The 21182-nt window shown below is 41.2% G+C and carries 14 protein-coding genes and 1 riboswitch; of the genes, 7 read left to right on the forward strand and 7 right to left on the reverse strand.

Annotated features, from left to right (window positions below; all coding sequences use genetic code 11):
• Positions 1-511: 511 nt before the first annotated feature.
• From AB3I34_RS10395 to AB3I34_RS10410, 4 genes are all read right to left on the reverse strand, one after another.
• The gene (locus AB3I34_RS10395) at positions 512-1498 is read right to left on the reverse strand and encodes a polyprenyl synthetase family protein (protein WP_002358954.1); all 987 of its coding nucleotides are present in this window, start codon (positions 1496-1498) and stop codon (positions 512-514) included.
• Positions 1499-1535: 37 nt separating this feature from the next.
• Positions 1536-2093: a Gx transporter family protein gene (locus tag AB3I34_RS10400; protein WP_002354743.1), complete on the reverse strand. Its 558-nt coding sequence runs from the start codon at positions 2091-2093 to the stop codon at positions 1536-1538.
• An 11-nt stretch (positions 2094-2104) separates the two neighbouring features.
• A complete protein-coding gene (locus AB3I34_RS10405; protein WP_002358956.1) occupies positions 2105-2527 on the reverse strand; it encodes a NusG domain II-containing protein in 423 nt (140 codons plus the stop codon).
• A gap of 217 nt (positions 2528-2744) precedes the next feature.
• Positions 2745-4691: an NAD(P)/FAD-dependent oxidoreductase gene (locus tag AB3I34_RS10410; RefSeq protein ID WP_002354747.1), complete on the reverse strand. Its 1947-nt coding sequence runs from the start codon at positions 4689-4691 to the stop codon at positions 2745-2747.
• 277 nt (positions 4692-4968) lie between these two features.
• Between AB3I34_RS10410 and pplA the strand changes: the two genes are divergently transcribed.
• The 6 genes from pplA (at position 4969) to AB3I34_RS10440 (ending at position 17004) form a co-directional block, all read left to right on the forward strand.
• Positions 4969-5898, forward strand: coding sequence for an extracellular electron transfer flavoprotein PplA (gene pplA, locus AB3I34_RS10415; RefSeq protein ID WP_002378870.1), 930 nt, complete (start codon positions 4969-4971; stop codon positions 5896-5898).
• A gap of 255 nt (positions 5899-6153) precedes the next feature.
• Positions 6154-7221 carry an FAD:protein FMN transferase gene (locus AB3I34_RS10420; RefSeq protein WP_368027846.1) on the forward strand — a complete coding sequence of 356 codons (1068 nt, stop codon included), beginning with the start codon at positions 6154-6156 and terminating at the stop codon, positions 7219-7221.
• 13 nt (positions 7222-7234) lie between these two features.
• Positions 7235-8182, forward strand: coding sequence for a 1,4-dihydroxy-2-naphthoate polyprenyltransferase (gene menA / locus AB3I34_RS10425; RefSeq protein ID WP_085444186.1), 948 nt, complete (start codon positions 7235-7237; stop codon positions 8180-8182).
• 387 nt (positions 8183-8569) lie between these two features.
• Positions 8570-8932 carry an LPXTG cell wall anchor domain-containing protein gene (locus tag AB3I34_RS10430; protein ID WP_085444187.1) on the forward strand — a complete coding sequence of 121 codons (363 nt, stop codon included), beginning with the start codon at positions 8570-8572 and terminating at the stop codon, positions 8930-8932.
• 955 nt (positions 8933-9887) lie between these two features.
• Positions 9888-13733, forward strand: a complete 3846-nt coding sequence (locus AB3I34_RS10435; protein WP_240187225.1) for a WxL domain-containing protein — start codon at positions 9888-9890, stop codon at positions 13731-13733.
• Positions 13734-13944: 211 nt separating this feature from the next.
• The gene (locus tag AB3I34_RS10440; protein ID WP_162784119.1) at positions 13945-17004 is read left to right on the forward strand and encodes a WxL domain-containing protein; all 3060 of its coding nucleotides are present in this window, start codon (positions 13945-13947) and stop codon (positions 17002-17004) included.
• Between the two features lie 177 nt (positions 17005-17181).
• Here the strand turns inward: AB3I34_RS10440 and pepG1 are convergent, their stop codons facing one another.
• The 3 genes from pepG1 to AB3I34_RS10455 form a co-directional block, all read right to left on the reverse strand.
• Positions 17182-17325, reverse strand: coding sequence for a type I toxin-antitoxin system toxin PepG1 (gene pepG1 / locus AB3I34_RS10445; protein WP_306297395.1), 144 nt, complete (start codon positions 17323-17325; stop codon positions 17182-17184).
• Positions 17326-17627: 302 nt separating this feature from the next.
• Positions 17628-17750: a putative holin-like toxin gene (locus AB3I34_RS10450; RefSeq protein WP_002404776.1), complete on the reverse strand. Its 123-nt coding sequence runs from the start codon at positions 17748-17750 to the stop codon at positions 17628-17630.
• Positions 17751-18039: 289 nt separating this feature from the next.
• Positions 18040-19656 carry a phosphatase PAP2/LCP family protein gene (locus AB3I34_RS10455; protein ID WP_085444189.1) on the reverse strand — a complete coding sequence of 539 codons (1617 nt, stop codon included), beginning with the start codon at positions 19654-19656 and terminating at the stop codon, positions 18040-18042.
• Between the two features lie 91 nt (positions 19657-19747).
• A riboswitch (M-box (ykoK) riboswitch) is annotated at positions 19748-19914 on the reverse strand.
• Between the two features lie 429 nt (positions 19915-20343).
• Here AB3I34_RS10455 and AB3I34_RS10460 point away from each other — a divergent pair.
• Positions 20344-20982: a lytic polysaccharide monooxygenase gene (locus AB3I34_RS10460; protein ID WP_002375448.1), complete on the forward strand. Its 639-nt coding sequence runs from the start codon at positions 20344-20346 to the stop codon at positions 20980-20982.
• The last annotated feature ends 200 nt before the right edge of the window (positions 20983-21182 follow it).

Consider the following 21182-nt stretch of genomic DNA (forward strand, 5'->3'; position numbering starts at 1 on the left):
ATTTATCCACAATTAAAGCTACCGTCTTAAACGGTCTACCCGAGAGCGTATGTCTAGTACGCTCTCTTCGTGTTTATTATAGCAAGTTGAAACGGAAAAGTCGAATAGTAAATAAAAAAAGAAAGCGTATTCCTTCAAGGTACAAATGTGTTATACTACACAAGTAGGAAGTTTATGACGGTGGCAATTTCTCAAAAAAGAGGGACTCCCAATGTTTTTGCTTGTTTGCTCTTTCCCTAGAAAGGAATAGCAGTGACTGTCTTTGAAGCATTGATGCTTGCGATTGCTTTCGCAACATTAATTGTCAAAATCAGTAATAAAAACGACAAAAAATAAACCCGTCATAATCTTTAGCAAGGATTGACGGGTTTATTTCCGTATTAAAATCAAGCTACCGTCTTAAACGGTCTACCCGAGAGCGTATGTCTAGTACGCTCTCTTCGTGTTTATTATACCAAGGTATCACCTAAAAAGCTAGCCGCTAAATCCTCAATAGGATTTAGCGGCTTCTTTAATTTTCTCTTGTCAAAATCGTTTGTGTAATTTCATACAATTGTTCTTTCGCTTGGGCCTTTGTTTCAGGAAGTTTGCTGATTTCTTTCAGCGCTTTTTCTGTGTAATGAGTGGCTAATTGTTGGGCCTTTTCTACGCCACCTAGTTCATGGACAAGACGATAAATTTCCTGTGTTTCTTCATCGGTCAAGGCTTCTTTTTTCATTAAAAGTGGCAACAAGACTTCACGATTGGCTTCAAGTGCATAAATCAAGGGCAAAGAATACACGCCTTGACGTACGTCTTCTAAGACGGGTTTGCCGATAGCATCAGCAGTTTGTGTATAGTCCAAAATATCATCAATAATTTGAAAAGCCAGTCCGATATTTTCGCCGATTTCACCACAACGTTTGGCAAAACGTTGGGAGGTGCCACTTTCATAGGCACCGACAAAACAACTTAGCGCAAACAGTTCCGCAGTTTTCCCGGAAATGTTTTTTAAATATTGGTCAATTGTTACCTCGAAATTATAGCGATTGTCCATTTGACCAAGCTCACCAGTCAGGACTTTTTCCATACTGCGCGAATTTAATTGAATGCTTTTTAATGAAGAAGAATAATCAGATAAGAGCTTGAAACAGCAAACAAAAAGATAATCGCCTGTATACACGGCTGTGCTATTCCCAAAGCGCGAACGCAATGTTGGCAAGCCACGACGCGTATCGGCTTCGTCGACAATATCGTCGTGAACTAACGTGGCGGTATGCAGTAATTCAATGGAAGCCGCTAACGCTGTCGCCTTTTTAGGGTCCCGCTGTTCACCAAAATAAGAGAACAACAGTTGGTAGGCTGGACGTAGCAATTTGCCGCCAGAATGAATCATGTCATGGACAGCAGCTTGAATCTCTTGATTATCGATTTGAACCGCTTGTTCCATCAAGCGAAGAGTAGTTGTTAATTCTTTTGATAACGTAGGATAGGTATTCCACATAGGATGTATATTCATAAGATGACTCCTTTAATTGTGGCGGACAGGTTTTCAATTAGAAAAATTGACTCCACTTATGTTTCGTTGTTTGTTCATAATTTAGTTGGAATTTTCGTAACGTCTGGACATGTTGTAGTAAATAATTAGCGGCAATCCCAATGGCAATCCCCGAAAGTAACCCAAACAGAGATAGAAATGGTAAGTACAGCATCGGCGCCCACGAATGAGCAAAGAAAGAGGTCGTTAGCAACTGACCAACGTTGTGTAAGAAACCACCAACGGCACTAATCCCAATGATGCTGACCCGTTTTGGACCCAGCTGTTTGACAAGCAACATGCCGAAATAACTTAATAAGGCACCACTGGCACTATAGAAAAAGGTCGAAAGTGTGCCGCCCAGTAATGTCGTTAAAATCAAACGTAAACAGACCAGGAAAAAACTATCACGCTTACGCATGGTGAAAATCGCAATAATGGTAATTAAATTTGCTAGACCGAGCTTTGCCCCAGGAGCAAATGCGAAAGGGTAAGGAATCATATTTTCGATTAAACCAATAATGACCCCTTGGGCAACGAGCATAGCAATATAAATATTCTTGTGTAATTTGCTCATAGTTGTCGTGCTTAATAAATTAAGCTACCGTCTTCACTCCCATCAGAAGCTTCCACGGTGATAAACAAATTGTGGGGCAGACAGGCAATCGGGGTTTCACCAGGTTTGGAAATCCAGCCTCGCCGAACATCCACTAAGTCAGCACAGTTGGCTTCCTTCACGCGGATACGATCACCATCTACTTCAATCAGGTTGTAATCACCGTCTTTTGCTTCGTATTTATATGTATAATGCGGGCCGTCCTTTTTTAAGTCAAAGACTTTGATTACTTTGTTGTCTACTTTCAAGACTGCTTGATACGTAGCCGCTTCTTGACCACGGTTTTGCATGGCAAAAACAACAAGGGGCAGAAAAGAACCAAGAACTAAAACAGCAATAATAATAACGTCCCATGTTTTCAAGCGACTTTTCTTAATGAATTCTTTGATCGTCATTTTCTTCTCTCTCCTTTGGTGTTTTTTTCTTGTCTATCATAACATAATGAACGGAAAAGAAGTATTCTTTTCCAGTTGAGCCACCATATTATATAAAAGAAAATATGTGGGACAAAAGTCATGCTTGACTGCTGTCCCACATACTAAATCCTATGATAGTCAGCTGGAGACATGTGTCTCAGCTTTTGCTCGTAGTTGTCAATCGATTATCGATTGCTTACTTACCGCCGTATCTAGCTTTCGGGGTACCATACCACGCTTTACCAAGTTTGCGTTGAATCCATGGAATTACCCAGCGGTCTAAACCGACAGCACGGCCTGAACCGTTCATCAAAGCAAAAGCGACAAAGATAAACCAGATATTTACCCAATAGAACATGCCAGATAAACAGAAGGCAATTGTTAAACCAATTGTAGCAGCACTTGATAACCAAGTGAATAAACCAGCAATCAATGCTAAAGCAATACATACTTCAACGATTGTCATGAATTTTTGCATGAACAAAGCAACTTCTTGGTTTGGCATCATAAATTTCATTACGCTTTCGAACCATTTAGGCATGTGATCAAACACTTGCATTGGTGTTTCGCCGTAAGCGTAGCTTAAACCAAAGTGCGCTGCTTGTGTTGCCGCATCGGCACCACCGCTTGCCGCCGCATCCGCCGCACCACTTGCAGCAGTTGTTGCTGTTTCAGTTGCTTGAGAAGCACCTGTTGTTACTTGTTCTTGTAACCAAGGGAATGGGAAAACGACTTTATCTGTGAACCAAGAACCATCACCAAACCAAGTGCTTGGTTTCAAGTAATCGCCGTTGCCGACAATTTTCTTCATTGATTCGACTAACCAAACCATACCATAGAAGACACGTAGCGGAACACTCCACAAGACATTGCCGTAACGAGACGTATGTCCGCGAGCAACAGAACGATCATCTTTAATATGGAAGATTTCGTGCATAATGTATTGGAACATGTAGTAACCAGAACGAATATCAAAGAAGTATTTCAAGTTAACGATATGTTTCATAATGATGGCTAAGAAACCACTCAAATGAATTTTATCGAATAAGTTGGCAACGCCCCATTTCGCGCCGATGGAAACCATGAATCCTTGGTAGTTTCCTTTAAAGGCGTGTTTTTCGCCGCCTTTAATATCTGCAACGATGTTGGCAGCCGCAGTATGACCTGTTTGTTCAGCTGCTTGAACGATTTGAGGAGTTGGTGTATTTGGTGTTTCTTCGTAATAAACCAAGTCACCAATGATATAAATGTTTTTGTCTTCGTAACCTTTTGCTTGCATGTATTCATTCGCAACTAAACGACTACCACGTGCTGCTTCTAAACCAAAGTCAGCGGCATCAGAAGTTGCTTTCACACCAGCTGTCCAGATTAACGTATGCGTTGGTACTTCAGAACCATCTTTTAATTTAATGTGATCTGCTGCAACTTCAACGATTGGTGAGTTCAATAATAATTGAACATTTTTCTTTTCTAGATAACGTTCTGCTTTGGCAGCATCGTTACGAGATAACATGTTTAAGATGGTTGGCATTGCTTCAACAACCATTAATGTAATTTCGTCTGGATCAATTTTGGCATCTTTCGCTAAACGATCTTTCCAGTCGATTAATTCGCCGACCATTTCGATCCCAGTAAAACCAGAACCACAGACAACGAATGTTAACATTGCTTTGCGTACTTCAGCATCTGGTTCGATGGCTGCTTTAGCAACGGTTGCTTCAATGTGATGACGAATTTTCACTGCATCATCAAATGACCATAAGGTGAAACCATTTTCTTTCACGCCTGGTGTTCCAAAGTCGTTTGGTTCGCCACCCATACCCAGAATTAACTGGTCAAATGGATAAGAACCTGCTAAAGTTTTCACAACTTTATTTTCTTTGTCGATCCCAGTAACAGTATCTGTTACCAATTTTACGTTTTTCTTGCGTGAGAACAAACGTTGTAAGTCGTATTGAATTGCTTCTGGTTCAACACGTCCGCCTGCTACTTCATGCAATTCGGTCATCATAGTGTGGTAAGAATGGCGATCAATCAATGTGATTGTTACGTCCGTATCTTTTTTAAATTTCTTTGCTAGAAATTTAGTAGCTGAAACGCCAGCATACCCAGCACCTACAACGACAATATTTTGCTTTGTCATTGACAATCCGCTCCTTAATATTGTAAGTAGTAAAATAGTGATAATGATTAATAAGTACACAATCGACTAACATTATATAAGTATTTCACGAATTTGTCTAATATAAATTTTAATTGTCAACAAATTTACTCCAACGATGAGTTTTTGATGAAAAAAAGACCGAAATGTAAATATTTTTAGGGGATGGTCTTGACAACGTTTTTAAAACCATTATAATGTGTAATGTATCACAAACTTTTTATGTTTGTGAAAATCATGAAAGAAAAGGTGACTATCAATGAAAGTGAATAAATTTGTTAAAGGTTTTGCGGCAATTGCATTATCAAGTTTAGTCTTAGCAGCATGTGGTGCAGACAAGAAAGACAACACAACGAACTCTTCTAGCGCAGCATCTTCAGAAACGAAAAAATCAACTGAATCATCAGCACCAGCGAAAAAAGTTGCCGGTGGCGATTTAAAAGATGGTACGTATAAATTAGAAGAAAAAAATGAAAAAAATGGTTACCGTGCAGTCTTTGAAATGACTGTAAAAGACGGCAAAATCACTGAATCTAAATATGACAACATCAATGCTGACGGCAAATCTAAAACAGAAGACACTAAGTATGAAGAAAGCATGAAAGCAAAATCTGGTGTTGGACCAAAAGAATACATCAAACAATTAAACGATTCTTTTGTTAAAGCACAAAGCGCAAGCGGTGTGGAAGTAGTAACTGGTGCGACTCATTCATCTGAATCATTCCAAAACTACGCACAACAATTAATCCAAGCAGCACAAGCTGGTAACACAGACACAATCGAAATCGACAATGGGGCAACATTGAAAGATGGTACGTACTCATTGAAAGAAAAAAATGACTCAAACGGCTACCACACAACATTCTCAATGACTGTGAAAGATGGTAAAGTGACTGAATCTAACTACGATAACGTGAACGCTGACGGCAAATCTAAAAAAGATGACACTGAATACGAAAGCAAAATGAAAGACGTTGCTGGCGTTGGACCAAAAGAATATATCGAAACATTAAACAAAGAATTTGTTAAAGCAATGGGCGAAGAAGACGGCTCACCTGCAGGTGTTGAAGTGGTAACTGGTGCAACACACAGCACACATTCATTCATCAACTACGCACAACAATTAGTGAACGCTGCTGAAAAAGGCGACACAACTGAAATCGTTGTTGACAACATCGTAACAAAATAAGTAATAATAAATGAATCGTGAAGTAGTTCCTGAAACGCTTTTCAGCAATTACTTGACACCATTGAGGGGTTGGGAAAAAGTCGGTTAGCTGACTTTCCCGCCCCTTTTTCTTCGCTAGTTCTGTCCATCATTTCACAAATTTTTTTCACAGAAATTTGTGAATTTCCAAGAGAAAGACTTTTCATTTTTTCCAAAAAAGGCTACTATGCAAGAGAACTTATTTTTTAATTAAAGAAGGAAAGAAGAGGGAATCCTATGAAAAAGAAACTTCTGCTCATGGTGAGTGTTCTAGCAGTGCTGTTTGTGGCAGCTGCTTGTTCCTCAAAACCAGAAGCGAAAATTAATACAGAACCATACTCTGACCGTCAAACAATGCTTGGTACCTACGTTCAAATTCGCATCTACGATGATGGCAAAGAAGACGTCTTACCGAAAGCCTTTGCCCGTGTCAAAGAACTAGGCGATAAAATCACCGTCAACCAACCAGGTTCAGAAATTGATGAAATCAACCAAGAAGCAGGCGTAAAACCAGTCAAAGTCTCAGATGACCTGTATCCTTTGTTGAAAAAAGCCTATGAATACAGCAAAGACTCCCGCGGCGGCTTCGACATGGCAATTGGCCCAATCACCTCTATGTGGCACATTGGCTTCGATGATGCCCGCAAACCAAGCCAAGCCGAAATTGATCAAGCCTTGAAACTCGTTGATTACACGAAAGTCAAATTCAACGACAAAGAGCAAACCGTTTACCTTGAAGAAAAAGGCATGCAATTGGATTTAGGCGCAATTGCCAAAGGCTTCATCACCGACGAAGTCGTGAAAGTCCTCAAAGACAACGGCGTCACCACCGCTATCGTCGATTTAGGCGGGAATGTTTACGTCTTAGGACACAGCCCACGTGGCAAAGACATGGATTGGACAGTCGGGATTCAAGATCCGAATAAAGCCCGCAACACAGTCTTAGGTCAAGTCAAAGAAAGCAACAAAACCTTAGTCACATCAGGAATTTATGAACGCTACTTAAAAGTCGATGGCAAAACGTACCACCATCTCTTCGATCGTGAAACTGGCTATCCGTTTGATAACGACATCGCAGGTGTCACCATTATCACCGGCAAATCCATCGATGGTGATGGTCTCTCAACAGCCGTCTTCTCAATGGGCGTCAAAAAAGGACTAGAATATGTCGAAAGTCTGAAAGGAACCGATGCCATTTTCGTCACAAAAGACGACAAAGTCTACATCAGCAAAGATATCGAAGGCAACTTTGAAATCGGCAAAGACTCTGGCTATACGATGGGGAATCGGGCCGATTTGAAATAAGGAGCGACTAAAAATGTCTTTAAATGTGTTTTTAAAAGTAGTGGAAATTCAGACGAAGCTTGCCAGTCTCTTTCCCTTTATTATCGGGGTCTTGTTTTCAATGACCTATTTTGGGGAAGTTCAGTGGGGCAACACGCTGGTTTTCTTCATTGGTATGGTGGTCTTTGATATGGCCACCACCGCCATTAATAATTACATGGACTTCAAAAAAGCCAAATCGGACGTCTACAAGTATGAAGAAAACATTATCGGACAATCAGGCGTTTCACCACAACTGGTCCGCGACATGATTTTCGCCATGATTGCCTTCACTGCCGTTGTGGGTGCTTACTTAACGGTTCAAACAGGCTGGCTCTTCCTCGTATTAGGCGGGATTTGCTGCTTCATCGGTATTTTCTACACGTATGGACCGATTCCGTTATCCCGCATGCCCTTGGGAGAAATTTTCAGTGGCTTCACGATGGGCTTAGGCATCTTCGTCTTAACCGTTTACTTGAACGTCGTCACCAATCCGCCTTTTTACTTAACGGTCGATTTCGCTAGCGGCGCCTTTCGTTTAGACGGCAATCTCTGGGCGGTACTTGCGATTGTCGTGGCGTCCTTACCCTTGATCTGTTCGATTGCTAACATCATGCTCGCCAACAATTTACGGGACTTAGACACGGATATTGAGAACCACCGTTATACATTAGTCTATTATATTGGGCGCCCAGCAGGGATTGTGCTGTTTCAAGTGTTAGCGCTAGCTGGTTATCTGGTGATTTTATTCGGCTTCATTAGTGGTATTTATCAATGGCCTGTGTTAATCACGTTTGCCACTTTGCCTGTCATTTGGAAAAATATTCAAACGTTTAAACAAGAATTGCCGCAGCCGAAAAGTTTCCGTCATTCCATTAAGAACTTAATGGTTTTCAATGGCACCTATGCCTTAGGGCTATTCATTAGCGCCTTACTTGGTTAGTCTTGCGGAAAAATAGCGGGCTGGGCGAAAAAAATACTGTTTTTTTTCAGAGGCCTGCGTCAAAACAATCAAACAAAGCTCAAAATGTTAGTATTCGTTGCTAACATTTTGAGCTTTTCTTGTTAAAAATAGCGGAATCTTAAAATTTTGTCAGGGGATTTTGGTAAAAATTTGCCGAAATCGCCCTTTTTTTGAGCCGATTATTAAATAACAGCTGTTGTAACCCTTGTCAGAATAGGAACCTTCAAAATTTTCGCATGGGGTGCGAAAAAATCGTCAATTTCTGCTGGGGGTTTCTTTGTTATTATAGAGGAGTAACAAAAGGTTGTTTTGTCTTTCTTGTGTAAAAGGGCAAGAAAGGCTAGCGAGTTAAAAGGAGGTTTTTCAATGAAAAAAAAGCGTTATTTAATGATTGTGTGTCTACTATCTTCTCCTAGTTTTTTTATAAATGTTGAAGCGTCTGATGGTGGTTCTAGTTCGGTGGGGATTGAATTTTACCAAAATCCGAGAACACCCGCTCCTAAAGATCCCCCACCGAAAACAGATGCGCCAGTTGCTGATCCCAAGGAACCAGCTGGTCCCCCGCAAGGAGGTCAACGAAGTGGTGGTTCGACACAGACCACCACAACTGGCTCGCAGCTCCCTCGTACAGGGAGCAAGAGTCAGGCAAATTTGAGCATTCTCGGCTTCGCCTTAATTGGCTTGGCGGGAATCGTACATAGAAAGAGGGGACGACATGAAGCGAAATAAATGGCAACGTATTGCAGCTATTGGCTTATGTAGTTCTTTGCTAGTGAATGCCTTTTCTGGCGTGACGGCAGTTGCGGAAACCGTGACGATTGAAAGTAGTCCGACCGCCGAAAGTAGTGCCAAGGAAGAAACACCAGCAAGTAGCGTGAAGGAAGAAACAACGAAAGCCAGTACGGAAAATAGTCAAGTAACGACTGACACGAGTCAGGAAGAAGCAACGAAAGAAGCGGAGAAACAAGCAGAAACAGAAGTAAAAGAAGAGCAGAAAGAAGAACCGCAAGCAGAAGTGGAACAAGCAGAAACACCAGCAACTAGTAGTGAAAATGACCTACAAAAGAGCATTTCACCACGTTGGGTGCCGAATAATCAAGTGATTTATCCGAGAATGACCTTTGCTTTTACGGATGAAACAGGGAAAGCCTTTACTGATGAAAACTTAATGTTGTCAGGAAGATATCTTAAGGTGTTCCGTAATGTTAATAATCAATGGGGCGGAAGCCCAGACCCTGTTAGTTATCCAATTACTTCTTCTAATGTAGGTGGTGGTCAATACCAAGTGGCGGTCAGCCAAGCAGTTCCTTTACCATATAATTTCTTTACAGATTTACCAACTGGTTATAACTTGAAGGGATATGCAATTGATTTGCTAAAAATTGATAATACGCTAAAATACGTTGACAGTATTAATACTTCAGGTACTTCAAATCAGTTATGGTTGACCAAATACAGTGCTCAACAGACACCTGAGACAGTACAGTTTGGTAACGATGGTTCGATTGGAATTGGGGCAAGAAGTTCTATATTTTCTAAAAGTAGTGCAAACATTTTTTTTCTGAGTTCAACACTTCATACGGATAATAGTGGTTTGGTGAATTTGTTGCAAGTAAGTAGTGGAGACACACCGAGTAGGCCAATACTATTTGGGTTTGACGGTACTACGATGTATCGCCAAACAGTGAATTACAAAGTCACACGTAAACAAGTCACCGAAAAGTTCGTAAATACTAGTGGCGTAGCTATTACACCGCCAACAGGGTTTACTCAAAATAAGAAAACACCAATGACCAGCAATGCTTTCACCTTCAAACAAGCAGGCACCTTACCAGACACCTATACAACAGGTGGTAAGACCTACAAGTTCAAAGGCTGGTACAAAGGCAAAACCAAACCAAGTACCTTGACCGCCACGAAAGCGCCAAGTTATGCGGTGACGTATGATGGGAATGATGACTTGAATGTGGTGTATGAGGAATTGATTCCACAAGATACGTGGGTTTATCCAGGTTTCTATGCAGAATTTGTCGATGAAAATGGTCAAGCATTCAATGAGCCATTAACATTTTCTGGTAACTATACTCAATTTTTAAGAAAAGCGGATAACACGATAAATCAAACGGGAACACGTACACCAATTGTTGGGACAAAAGATACTTCAAAAAACAACAAGTATAAAATAGGAACACAATCACGAGTCGCTATGCCTGCAAATTTTGATACACAAGTCAGTGATATTTATAATCTTCGTGGCTATACAATTGATGATATCACCATCACGAATACGTTGAATTATGTCGATAAGATTGAAGCAACAACTACAGAAATTCCTGTAGCAAGGTATCCTATTGGTTATGTGGGAGTCAATCCTGTTTTCAATAATGGGGACCCTACTTTTTTAAATGCCGTAGATAAAGGCTTTAAAAAAGGAACAGATAATAAATTTGCTATGAAAACAACCTTTGGTGCAGGTAGTTCCAATACAACCTATCCTCGATTATTAAGAGTGGCGGTCTCTGATAATCCTCCAGAAAAGCAAATGGTATTAATTGGCTTTGATGGGACTTCTACGTATAAACAAACAATGAACTACAAAGTCACACGGAAACAAGTCACCGAAAAGTTCGTAAATACTAGTGGCGTAGCCATTACACCACCAACAGGGTTTACTCAAAATAAGAAAACACCAATGACCAGCAATGCTTTCACCTTCAAACAAGCAGGCACCTTACCCGACACCTACACAACAGGCGGTAAGACCTACAAGTTCAAAGGCTGGTACAAAGGGAAAACCAAAACCGAGCCCTTGAAAACGACGAAAGCGCCAAGTTATGGGGTAACCTATGATGATAATGACGATTTGAATGTGGTGTATGAGGAAACAAAAGAAAAGACCACCACGATTCCAGCAGTTACGTATAAATTTGGTTTTGTCGATGAAAAAGGTGCTTTAGTCGCACCAACGAATTTTAACATGACAACTAATTTAACAACTGTCATGAATGGTACGCCGAAACAAGTCGGCACAGCTAGTGGTGTGAACAATGGTAACTTGAAACAGTTAACGATTCCGAGCCAACAACTAACGTATACACCAACGGTTAGTTCTGCTTATTCTGGTGGTACAAATTTCCGTGTAACTGTTCCTAAACGGTATAAGTTGCCAACAGTTAAGCCTGGGACATATTATACAGGCTCTAGTACCGCTTATCCAATTGCTACAACAAGAATGAGATACGTAGGTGGTGTCTTACCTGATGATCGTTTAGCAACAGATGGTAGTGAGTATACTTTAGCTACAACGACAACCGCTCATTCTTATCGACTACGACAACTCTTCTGGGAGACAGATACAACTAAAACCGTATTTGACTTAATTTTATCAACAGCAAATGCAGGAAATGCACCTGCTTACTACACTACAGACGACACCATGTATTATTTCTTAGAAAATCGCCGTGTCACCGAGAACTTCGTAGACACAAGCGGTGCTAAAATCACACCGCCAACAGGTTTCACCCAAGGCAAAAAAACGGCAATCACAAGCGATGCCTACACCTTCAAACAAGCAGGTACCTTACCAGACACCTATACAACAGGTGGTAAGACCTACAAGTTCAAAGGTTGGTACAAAGGCAAGTCCATACCCAACACATTGACAACTACCAAAGCGCCAAGTTATCAAGTGACCTACGATGACAATGATGACTTGAATGTGGTGTATGAGGAAGAAACAGTTACGACATTGTATCCATCAGTCGATATGAACTTTGTGAATGAAAAAGGCGGGGCTTTCACACCGGCGTTAACTTTTAGTGGTAAGTATTATGTACAAAGTACGAGTGACAATGTAATTAATAATTTATATGACGTGACCTCAAAAAATAATGGCAATGGGCAATATACGGTAAGTATCAATAATGGCAGTATTCCTTTGTCCCAAGAGTTGTTAAAAAAATACAATAATGGTCTGCCGATTAGCTCTACCAATAGATTACGATTCCATGTTGATAAATTGACAATCGACCAACAATTAAAATATATAGATGGTATTCAAATAGATACCGCTCAAAGTAGCCCGTTGAACTATTATGGTCATAAGTACACTAGCGGCAGTTCCACGATTTTTGATCCTAATGTCGCACCAACAGAGTATAATATGACTACAGAACAGATTAACTCGCTCAATTTTAGCTCAGACGGAACCTATTTTTATAATGCAAATAATCGATTTTTCAACATAAACTTAGGCTATAGTTCTTCAGGAAGTAGCTTACTTTTAATGATGGCACTGTTTAATGAAAGTCCTGCGAATCAAACGAAACTTGTCTACAAAGTCACACGGAAACAAGTTACCGAAAACTTTGTCGATGCCAACGGTGCCAAGATTACTGCACCAACAGGTTTCACCCAAGGCAACCAAGTACCAATGAACAGTAACACCTTCAAGTACACAGCCGCAAAAGCTTTACCAGCGACGTATACTGCAGGTGGCAAGACCTATACGTTCCAAGGGTGGTATAAAGGGAAAACCAAGCCAAGTACCTTGAACAAAACCACAACACCAACGTTTAATGCGACTTTTGATGGCAATGACGATATGACCGCCATGTATAAGGAAGAAATACCAACGGCTAGTGTCACATTAACTCGACCAAAAGAAGTGATCGATACGAATACCAATGTAATCTGGACAACAACGATCACGAATACCAGCAAAGCACCCTTACAGAATCTCACCTTGAAAAAAGGGCCCAATTGGTCAGCTGGTCTGACGATCCCGACCTTCATGGAAGTGACACCAGAAGGAGAAACGACAAAATCAATCCCAGTAAATAGTACACTTTGGACAAATGGGGTTTCTTTACCAAATGCCGTTCCTATCGGCAAAAAAGTTTCAATTGCTTTCACAACTCGCGCAACAGGGAAACCAAACACTGTTTTGAAAGCAGAAGTTGTAGTATTTGGTGGTATTAAAGATAGTGCAGTGGACAACTTCGTGAGAATACGTCCAAATGATCAAGAAGTAGTCACACCAACGACCGAAGGCTTCATCAGTGTACCAACCTTTGATTTCGGTCAAGTGGGCGTTGCAGGAAGTAAGCAACAACACAGCTTGAAAAAAGCTGCGGATTACTACGGTAACGGCACACGCAATCCGTATGTCCGAATTAAGAAAACTCAACCAAATTGGAGCTTAACAGCGCAACTGTCGCAACCAAAATCAGCGACAGACAGCTTGCCTACAGCGACCCGCTTATTATTAGGGGCGGCACCTGTCTCTAGCTTCACCAATTACAATCAACCAACCGAGTTGAAAAATGCGGTCGGTACTACGAGTGCCATTAGCTTAACAGCCAACAACACGGCGACGAGTATTATTGCCAACAAGCAATTCACAGGTAGTAATGTTTACCAGTTGGACTTCACCTTCAATAATGTCAAACTTGAAGTGCCAGCCAATCAAGGTGTTAAAGGGCAACAATACAAGGCCGCAGTTACATGGAACCTAGTTACAGGTCCTTAAAATAGTTAAGTTATCATGAGAAAAGCTCAAAATGTTAGTGGTTATCACTAACATTTTGAGCTTTTTGGTTTAAATATTAAGGAAAAAACAGTTGGAGTTCATCAAAAGAGCGTTTAAATCCTTGATTTTCGCTAAAATAACACTTGTTTTCAAAGGGAACAGAGGCGCTCAGCCTTGAAAGGATAGGAATCACTAAAAAACGGCACTCAATATGTCAAAATTTGAAATTTCAAGCGGTGTGTTCTTTGGTAAAATAAATAAAAAAATGCTAGTTATCAGTATCGATAATAACAGGATACTGATTAAGAAAGGACTTTATAGAGACTATAGATTGAATTTTTACATAGAAAGAAGGAGCAAGATGAAGCGAGTAAATTGGAAAAGATGGCTAGTTGTTGGGTTAAGTTGTTCTTTGTTCATGGATTCAGTGGTTGGTGTGACTGTGTTAGCGGAAACGATTACTGGGGAGACGGAGCAAGGAGTAGCAACATCTCAGTCTAGTGACGAAGCGAGCCAGACGACACAGCCAACCGAAGAGTCACAGGCAACGGTCGCTAGTGAAGCGAAAACAGAGCCGCCACAGGAAACGGCAAGAATTGCTTCTCGAGCGATTGGTTATTCTTCTGTGGAAGGGCGCGAGATTCCCTTTTTCTTTGTGGAGGAAGACGGGACGTTGTTTGATCCCGACCGAATTACGATGGCGGTCAATCTTTCTTCGTTTTCGTTTTATGAAGAGAAATTACAACGAACCCCCCTTGAGCCTACCACTGTGAATGGCGGAAAGTTACTGTCTATTCCAACGTCACCAGCTTTTAAATATGATACCAACAATCGGGATCCAAGTAATATTTATGGCGTTTCTGAAGTATCGTTTACTATTCCTAAGGAGTATCAGAGCCTGGACATTCGACCAAGTACGTTTTATACAGGAGACACTACGCAATATCCAGTGCCAACGGTTTTTGCGAACGTTGGGGGCAAAGTGACGAACTATGTGGGCGCCAATGCGGAGACGGAATTAGAGTTAACCAATGAAAAAATGCCCAATAAGCTGACGTTTGGTCCTAAAAAGACGTTTAAATATACGGTAGCTACGGCACCAGGAGGCGTTACGTATGCACTGACCTATTTTTATGGAGATGTCGGCGGTCCAACTAGTTCGCACCAAAGACGAGGAACATCGGGTCCTGTGTATTATTATTTAACAAAGCGGCGTGTCACGGAAAAATTTGAGAATCCCGCAGGCGGGGCGATTCCTGCGCCAGAAGGTTTTACGCAGGATAAGAAAACCATTGTGACGGGGGAGGATTTTACTTTTACCCAAGAAGGCACTTTGCCTGAACGTTACACAGGCAGTGATGGGAAGACGTATTTATTTAAAGGTTGGTACAAAGGGAATGCAAAACCTAGCACGTTGGAAACCACCAAAACGCCTAGTTATGCGGTGACCTATGATGACAATGACGATTTGCATGTGGTCTATGAAGAAGCAGTGATGAAAACCTATACGTTGCCAGCGAGAGAAGCTTTATTCGGCTATGTTGATGAGCAAGGAAACTTGATTAATCCCGCCAAGTTTAAGCTAAGTGCGACCATGGGTGAAAGTGACGGAGCCACAGGGGAAATGACGACTTTTCCCACAATTGATGGAATCGATATGCCAGCAAGTCAATTAAAGAAATTAGCCATCCCGCAAAAAGTCTACACACGCCCAGACGATGGGACAATCTTAACTTATGGCCCGCAAGAAGTGAGTGTTGAAATTCCTAAGTATTACCAGACGATTTCGATTAAACCAACTACTGCGTATACAGGGGATAAAACCAAGTATCCAGTACCAAATGAAGTGCGCCGTGGCATCGAAAACCCCGACAACATTGTTAGTAGTTTAGTGGGAACCACTGCGTATAACTTGACCAAAAAAAGTGCTACGCGCTATACTGCCCGCCGTTCTTACTGGACGTGGGACCCCACGAAGACACTTTACTCAATGAGTATCTATTCAGGAACTGCTGGGGGCAACTATAATTTATCGACCCCCGATGGCACCATTTATTATTACTTAGAAAATCGGCGGGTCACTGAACATTTTGTAGATGATGGTGGTGCAAAAATCACGCCACCAACTGGCTTTACACAAGGAAATCAGCTAGTGATGGACAGTGAAAACTATGTCTACACTGCCGCAAAAACTTTACCGAAAATCTACCAAGCTGGTGAAAAAACCTATATCTTCCAAGGGTGGTTTAAAGGCAAAAGCAAGCCAGCAACATTAAAGACGACAACGACCCCAAGTTTTACACCAACTTTTAATGATGAGGACGACATGACCGCTGTGTACCAAGAAGCGATTCCCACCGCGGAACTAACGTTAACAGGTGCCGTTGACATAATCGAAAATGGCGCCACAATGGACTACTGGGAAGCACTACTGAAGAACACAGGCGAAGCGCCGTTAACCACCATTAAAATCAAGCCAACGGCAACTTGGGCGGCTGGCATCGGCGCACCCAACACGATATTTGTACAAGGAACGGGTCAAAACACCAAAGCCTTTCCTGTCACCAAAGAACAATGGACGACCGGTGCAGGAGTGTCCATCACGTTGGATCAGCCTTTACCAGCTGGCGGTCAATTAAAAATGAACATATTAGGAGCCACCGTGACCGGTCAACCTGGTCAAGTTTTAACCGCTGATGTTGAGGTAACGGGCAACTTTGGCAGCTTAACCGCCAAAGATACGGTCCGTATTAAAGATTTAGATCAAGAAATTACGAGCCCTGACGGCGACGGCTTTATTAGTACCCCGACATTTGATTTTGGTAAACTAGCAATTTCAGGAAGTAAGCAACAATATGGTTTGAAGAAGGCCGCAGATTACTACGGCAATGGCACTCGCAACCCTTATTTACGCCTGAATACTAGCCAAGCCAATTGGAGTTTAACGGCCCAGCTGTCACAACCGAAATCAGCCACAGACAGCTTGCCAACAACGACCCGCTTGTTGCTAGGAACGGCCGCTGCTGCAAGCTTTACCGATTACAACCAACCAACAGAAACCAGGACACCACTTGGCAAGACCAGCACCGTGACTTTAACCGCCGACAATACCGCAACAGCGGTGGTCGCAAACCAACAGTTCACAGGCAGTGACGTTTACCAACTAGACTTCACGTTAGCTAACATCAAACTAGAAGTGCCAGCCAACCAAGGTATGGCTGGCCAACAATACCAAGCCGCCGTCACGTGGAATTTAGTGACTGGCCCCTAAAATAAAAATGCCCGAGCCTCTTATTTTTCTAAGGCTCGGGCATTTTTATTGATGGTCTTTTGATGGTCGTTGTGCTATAATAGCGTTGAAAAGAGAGATATGCTGTAACATACCTCTCTAGTGTAGAGCCGTTTAAGACGGTGACTTTTTGGATTATTTAAAAATAACCGTACTTGGTCAAAGTTGACGGTTATTTTTAAGCAATTTCACAATCAGCGCAATCAAAGCAATGGTAAACATACCAAACCCTAGAATCGTCTGAATTGTTTCATATGCTGACAAAAGGCCTCTCCTTTCTGTGAATTTCGGAAATACGTGCATACGCATCACCACCGAAAGGGGAAAGTCTCTGCTCCTACGCTTCTCACTTTGTTGCGATTCTCGTCGCAAAGCGCATGTTCCTGTGCGCTTGCCTCCACCATAACTTCTCTACATATAGATTATACCATGTAGAACTAAAAAATAATTAGTTTGTAATATGTTTTTTTAGTAAATTGTGCTATAATAGCAGTGAAAAGAGAGATATGCTGTAACATACCTCTCTAGTGTAGAGCCGTTACTAACGGTGACAAAATTTTAAAGATTTTGAAATGACCGTCTAACTAGGCAAAGTTAAACAGCGGTCATTTCTTTTTGTCTTCTTTAAGCAATTTCACAATCAGTGCAATCAAAGCAATGGTAAACATACCAAAACCTAGGATCGTCTGAATTGTCTCATATGCTGACAAAAGGCCTACTCCTTTCATAGATTTCAGTACTTACATTCATAAGCACCACCACCTTTCGGAAGTCGCCACCGTGTTAACTTATCTACACTTAGATTATACCATGTAAAACAAAAAAATAATTAGTTCCCAATATATTTTTTCAGGTAATTGTGCTATAACGGTAATGAAAAGAGAGCTATGCGCTAACATACCTCTCTGATGTAGAGCCGTTACTAACGGTGACAAAAATTAATATTTTTGAAATGACCGTCTAACTAGGCAAAGTTAAGCAGCGCCCCTTTCATTAAGGGGCGCTGCTTTTTAGTCGTTATTGCGATTGTTCAGTGTCTTTCGTAGAGAGGTTCATTTGTTCTTTGATGGCATTTTCGACACGTTGGCGTTCACTCTCTTCAACAAGTTGATAAGAAATACCTTCAATCCCTGTCACGCCATCGCCAGTGTAATCGTAGCCTTTTAATTGATCGGTTTCAATCGTTTTTAGTGCGGGGGTGTATTTTTTTAGCATCGCCATCATTTGGTCAAAGGACAAGTCGGTTTCACCATGTTCGCCGATTACGTCCAGAATTTCTTGATATTTTAGCAAGCTGTTAAAAGAAAGTAGCTTGTTGGTTAATTCGATTAAAACTTCTCGTTGGCGGCGTTGACGACCATAGTCGCCTTCGGGGTCTTCGTAACGCATGCGCGCGTATTGTAAAGCTTCCCAGCCCCCTAAATGCTGTTTGCCTTTCGGATAATGAATCCCTTCAGCGTCAAAAGCAAAGGCATTGTCAACAGTGACGCCGCCCACCGCATCGCCAAGGTCCTTCATAGCATCCATATCAATTGAAAAGTAATGATTGATTGGGATGTGCAAGACATTTTCAACCGTTTTAATTTGCATATCGGCACCACCGAAAACGTGGGCCGCATTGATTTTATTGTATTCGCCATTGGTGCCAGCCATTTCCACATAGTAGTCGCGCGGGATGCTGGTGATGGTAGTTTTTTGTAATTGATTATTCACTGTAACCACCATTAAGGCGTTGGAGCGGTAATCGGTTTTGCGTTTTGAGTCATTCGCAATTCCCATAATTAAGAAACTAACCGGCTCCCCTTTGGCTAAATCGGGACTCTTCGTGGAAGATTTTCTTGGTTTATACATGGTGTTCGCCGTTTTTTGCAAATTGCGATACATGCTGACGCCGTAAGCCGAAACAGAAAGTGTGCCTAAAAATAAAAGGGTTAAACTGAAGACCACGAATAAACTTTTTCTTTTACGAGAATGGCGGTGCCGGCGTTGTGTCGGTACTTCTGCTTCCTCTGGTTCTGATGCCGGCAAATAACGTTGAACAATTTGAAATGAAAAGTTGATCCAGCTATAACTTAGGAGCATCCCAGCGATGACATCACTAGGATAATGAACGCGTAAGATTAAGCGACCTAACACAATCAAAACTAAATAAGTGAGTAAGAAAATTTTGATGCCTTTGGTTTTTTCGACATGAAGATAGGCCAAAATGATCAAAATCGTACAGACTAGCGCCATTGCTAATAATGAATGTCCGCTGGGAAAGCTAGCAGAGCTTCGATCAGCTAAAGCGCCTAGGTTTGGTCGAGCCCGACCCACCACATGTTTAAAAACGCTCCCTAAGAAGCCGACAGCTAATAGGTTACTGACAGCCCAAAAGGCTAGAATTTTTTCTTTTTTGCGTAAAAGGTAAACCATCAATAATAAGAAGAATAGCAGCATTGGTCCAATTGTGGCTGTTTTTGCTAACAGATTGACCGCTGTTAAAAGTGGGGCATTTAATTGCCATTTGATGTGATAGATAGCTTCGTCCATTTGTTGAAACCAATTTGGACTAGCCGCCACTAACAAAGTGAGGAAAGTAAAACCAAGCGTTGTTAGGGCATAAAGTGGAAATTTTTTATTCGATGTTTGCATGAGAATCCCTTTCTTTTTCCCTTGAAAGAGTAGACTAAGCCAGCATCGATCGTAAATAAGCGCTTGCGACTAAACAGGACACAGCAAGCCAATCGGTTCTCATCGTCTGAGCTTTAGCACTATCCAACGTAAAGATTTCTCTTAGCTATTTTTAGAAGAGCCTTAATTCGACCATTCCTGTTTTACACATTGGTGTCTTTCGACATTTCTGCGCAATAGCCTATGTTTGGATAGGAGCCTCACCTAACAAGGTTATTTTATCTAACGCTAGAAGTATAGAATTTATGCAGCGGTTCTCACAATGAAGTTTAAGAAAATTTATTGTTTTTTAAATAAATTTAAAGGTGTGGGGAAGTGAAGCAGTTAAAAAAAACAGTACTTGAGCATTCTAAAAAAAGAGTGGGCAAGGCTGTTCTCGGTTAATCGCTATAAATAGTAGGTGTTCAATAATGATAAATTAAAAAACAAACATTTTTTATAAGAGTGCTATAAGTTTTTCTCAGTAAAAAAGGCGGACAGTTGCTATTGAATTGCTAGTTCATTTAAAATAAATATGTCGACAATAATTGTGCACAAAGTTGATGGTCGCTATCGAAAAAGTAAAAATGATGTTGTGGAGATTTTACGTTTCAGTTGATTAAGATTACATGTTTTTTGAAGGGTTTTGCTTATAAGGGAGCGATATACATGAAAAAAATGATGTTATTCATAATTGCAGTAGGCGCAACGATGATCAGTGTTTTTGCTTTAGGAGATGCACAGCAGAGTTATGCACACGGCTATGTTGATAGCCCAGTCAGTCGAGTCAAAAATGCGGAAGCAAACGGATTTGGATGGGGGCCTGGTCAAGACAGCTCACAGCCAGAAATTATCACGACACCCCAAGGAATTGAAGCGCCAACTAAATTATTAGACACGGGTCAATTAAATGGAAGGTTGCCTTCAGCTGGATTAGCAAGCTATTCCAAACTAGATGAACAAACAGCCACTCGTTGGGTAAAAAGTAATATAACAACAGGAGAGAATAATTTTAAATGGGTGATGACGGCAAAACATAAGACCAATCGTTTTAGATACTATATGACGAAACCTGGATGGAATCCTAATGCACCATTAACGATGGACGAAATGGAACTGATTGGCATAGTAGGGCAACCAATCGGTCAAGATTTACCTCCTGGTCAAGGATTTATGGTCAATGATACAGAAACACACAGAATAAATATTCCCGCTGATAGGAAAGGATACCATGTTATTTATGCCGTTTGGGATATCAATGACACGATTAATTCATTTTATCAAGCGATAGATGTTAATGTTCAATAATCAGGTATCAAGATAATGCGGCTGAGACAAAAGTGTTTAGCGCCAAGAACCAAGTAGGTCCTGTTCATCATCAAATCACTACGTTCTTCGTGATTCTCAACATTTGGAAGGATTAAGATACGCCGAACACTTGTGTGAGAAAGTCAATTTTGGCTTATTTTCGAAGGGGCTGCTTTTGTTCAGCTGATTATTTTCAGAAG

The sequence above is a fragment of the Enterococcus sp. C102(2024) genome, assembly GCF_040888205.1.
Lineage (GTDB): Bacteria > Bacillota > Bacilli > Lactobacillales > Enterococcaceae > Enterococcus > Enterococcus faecalis.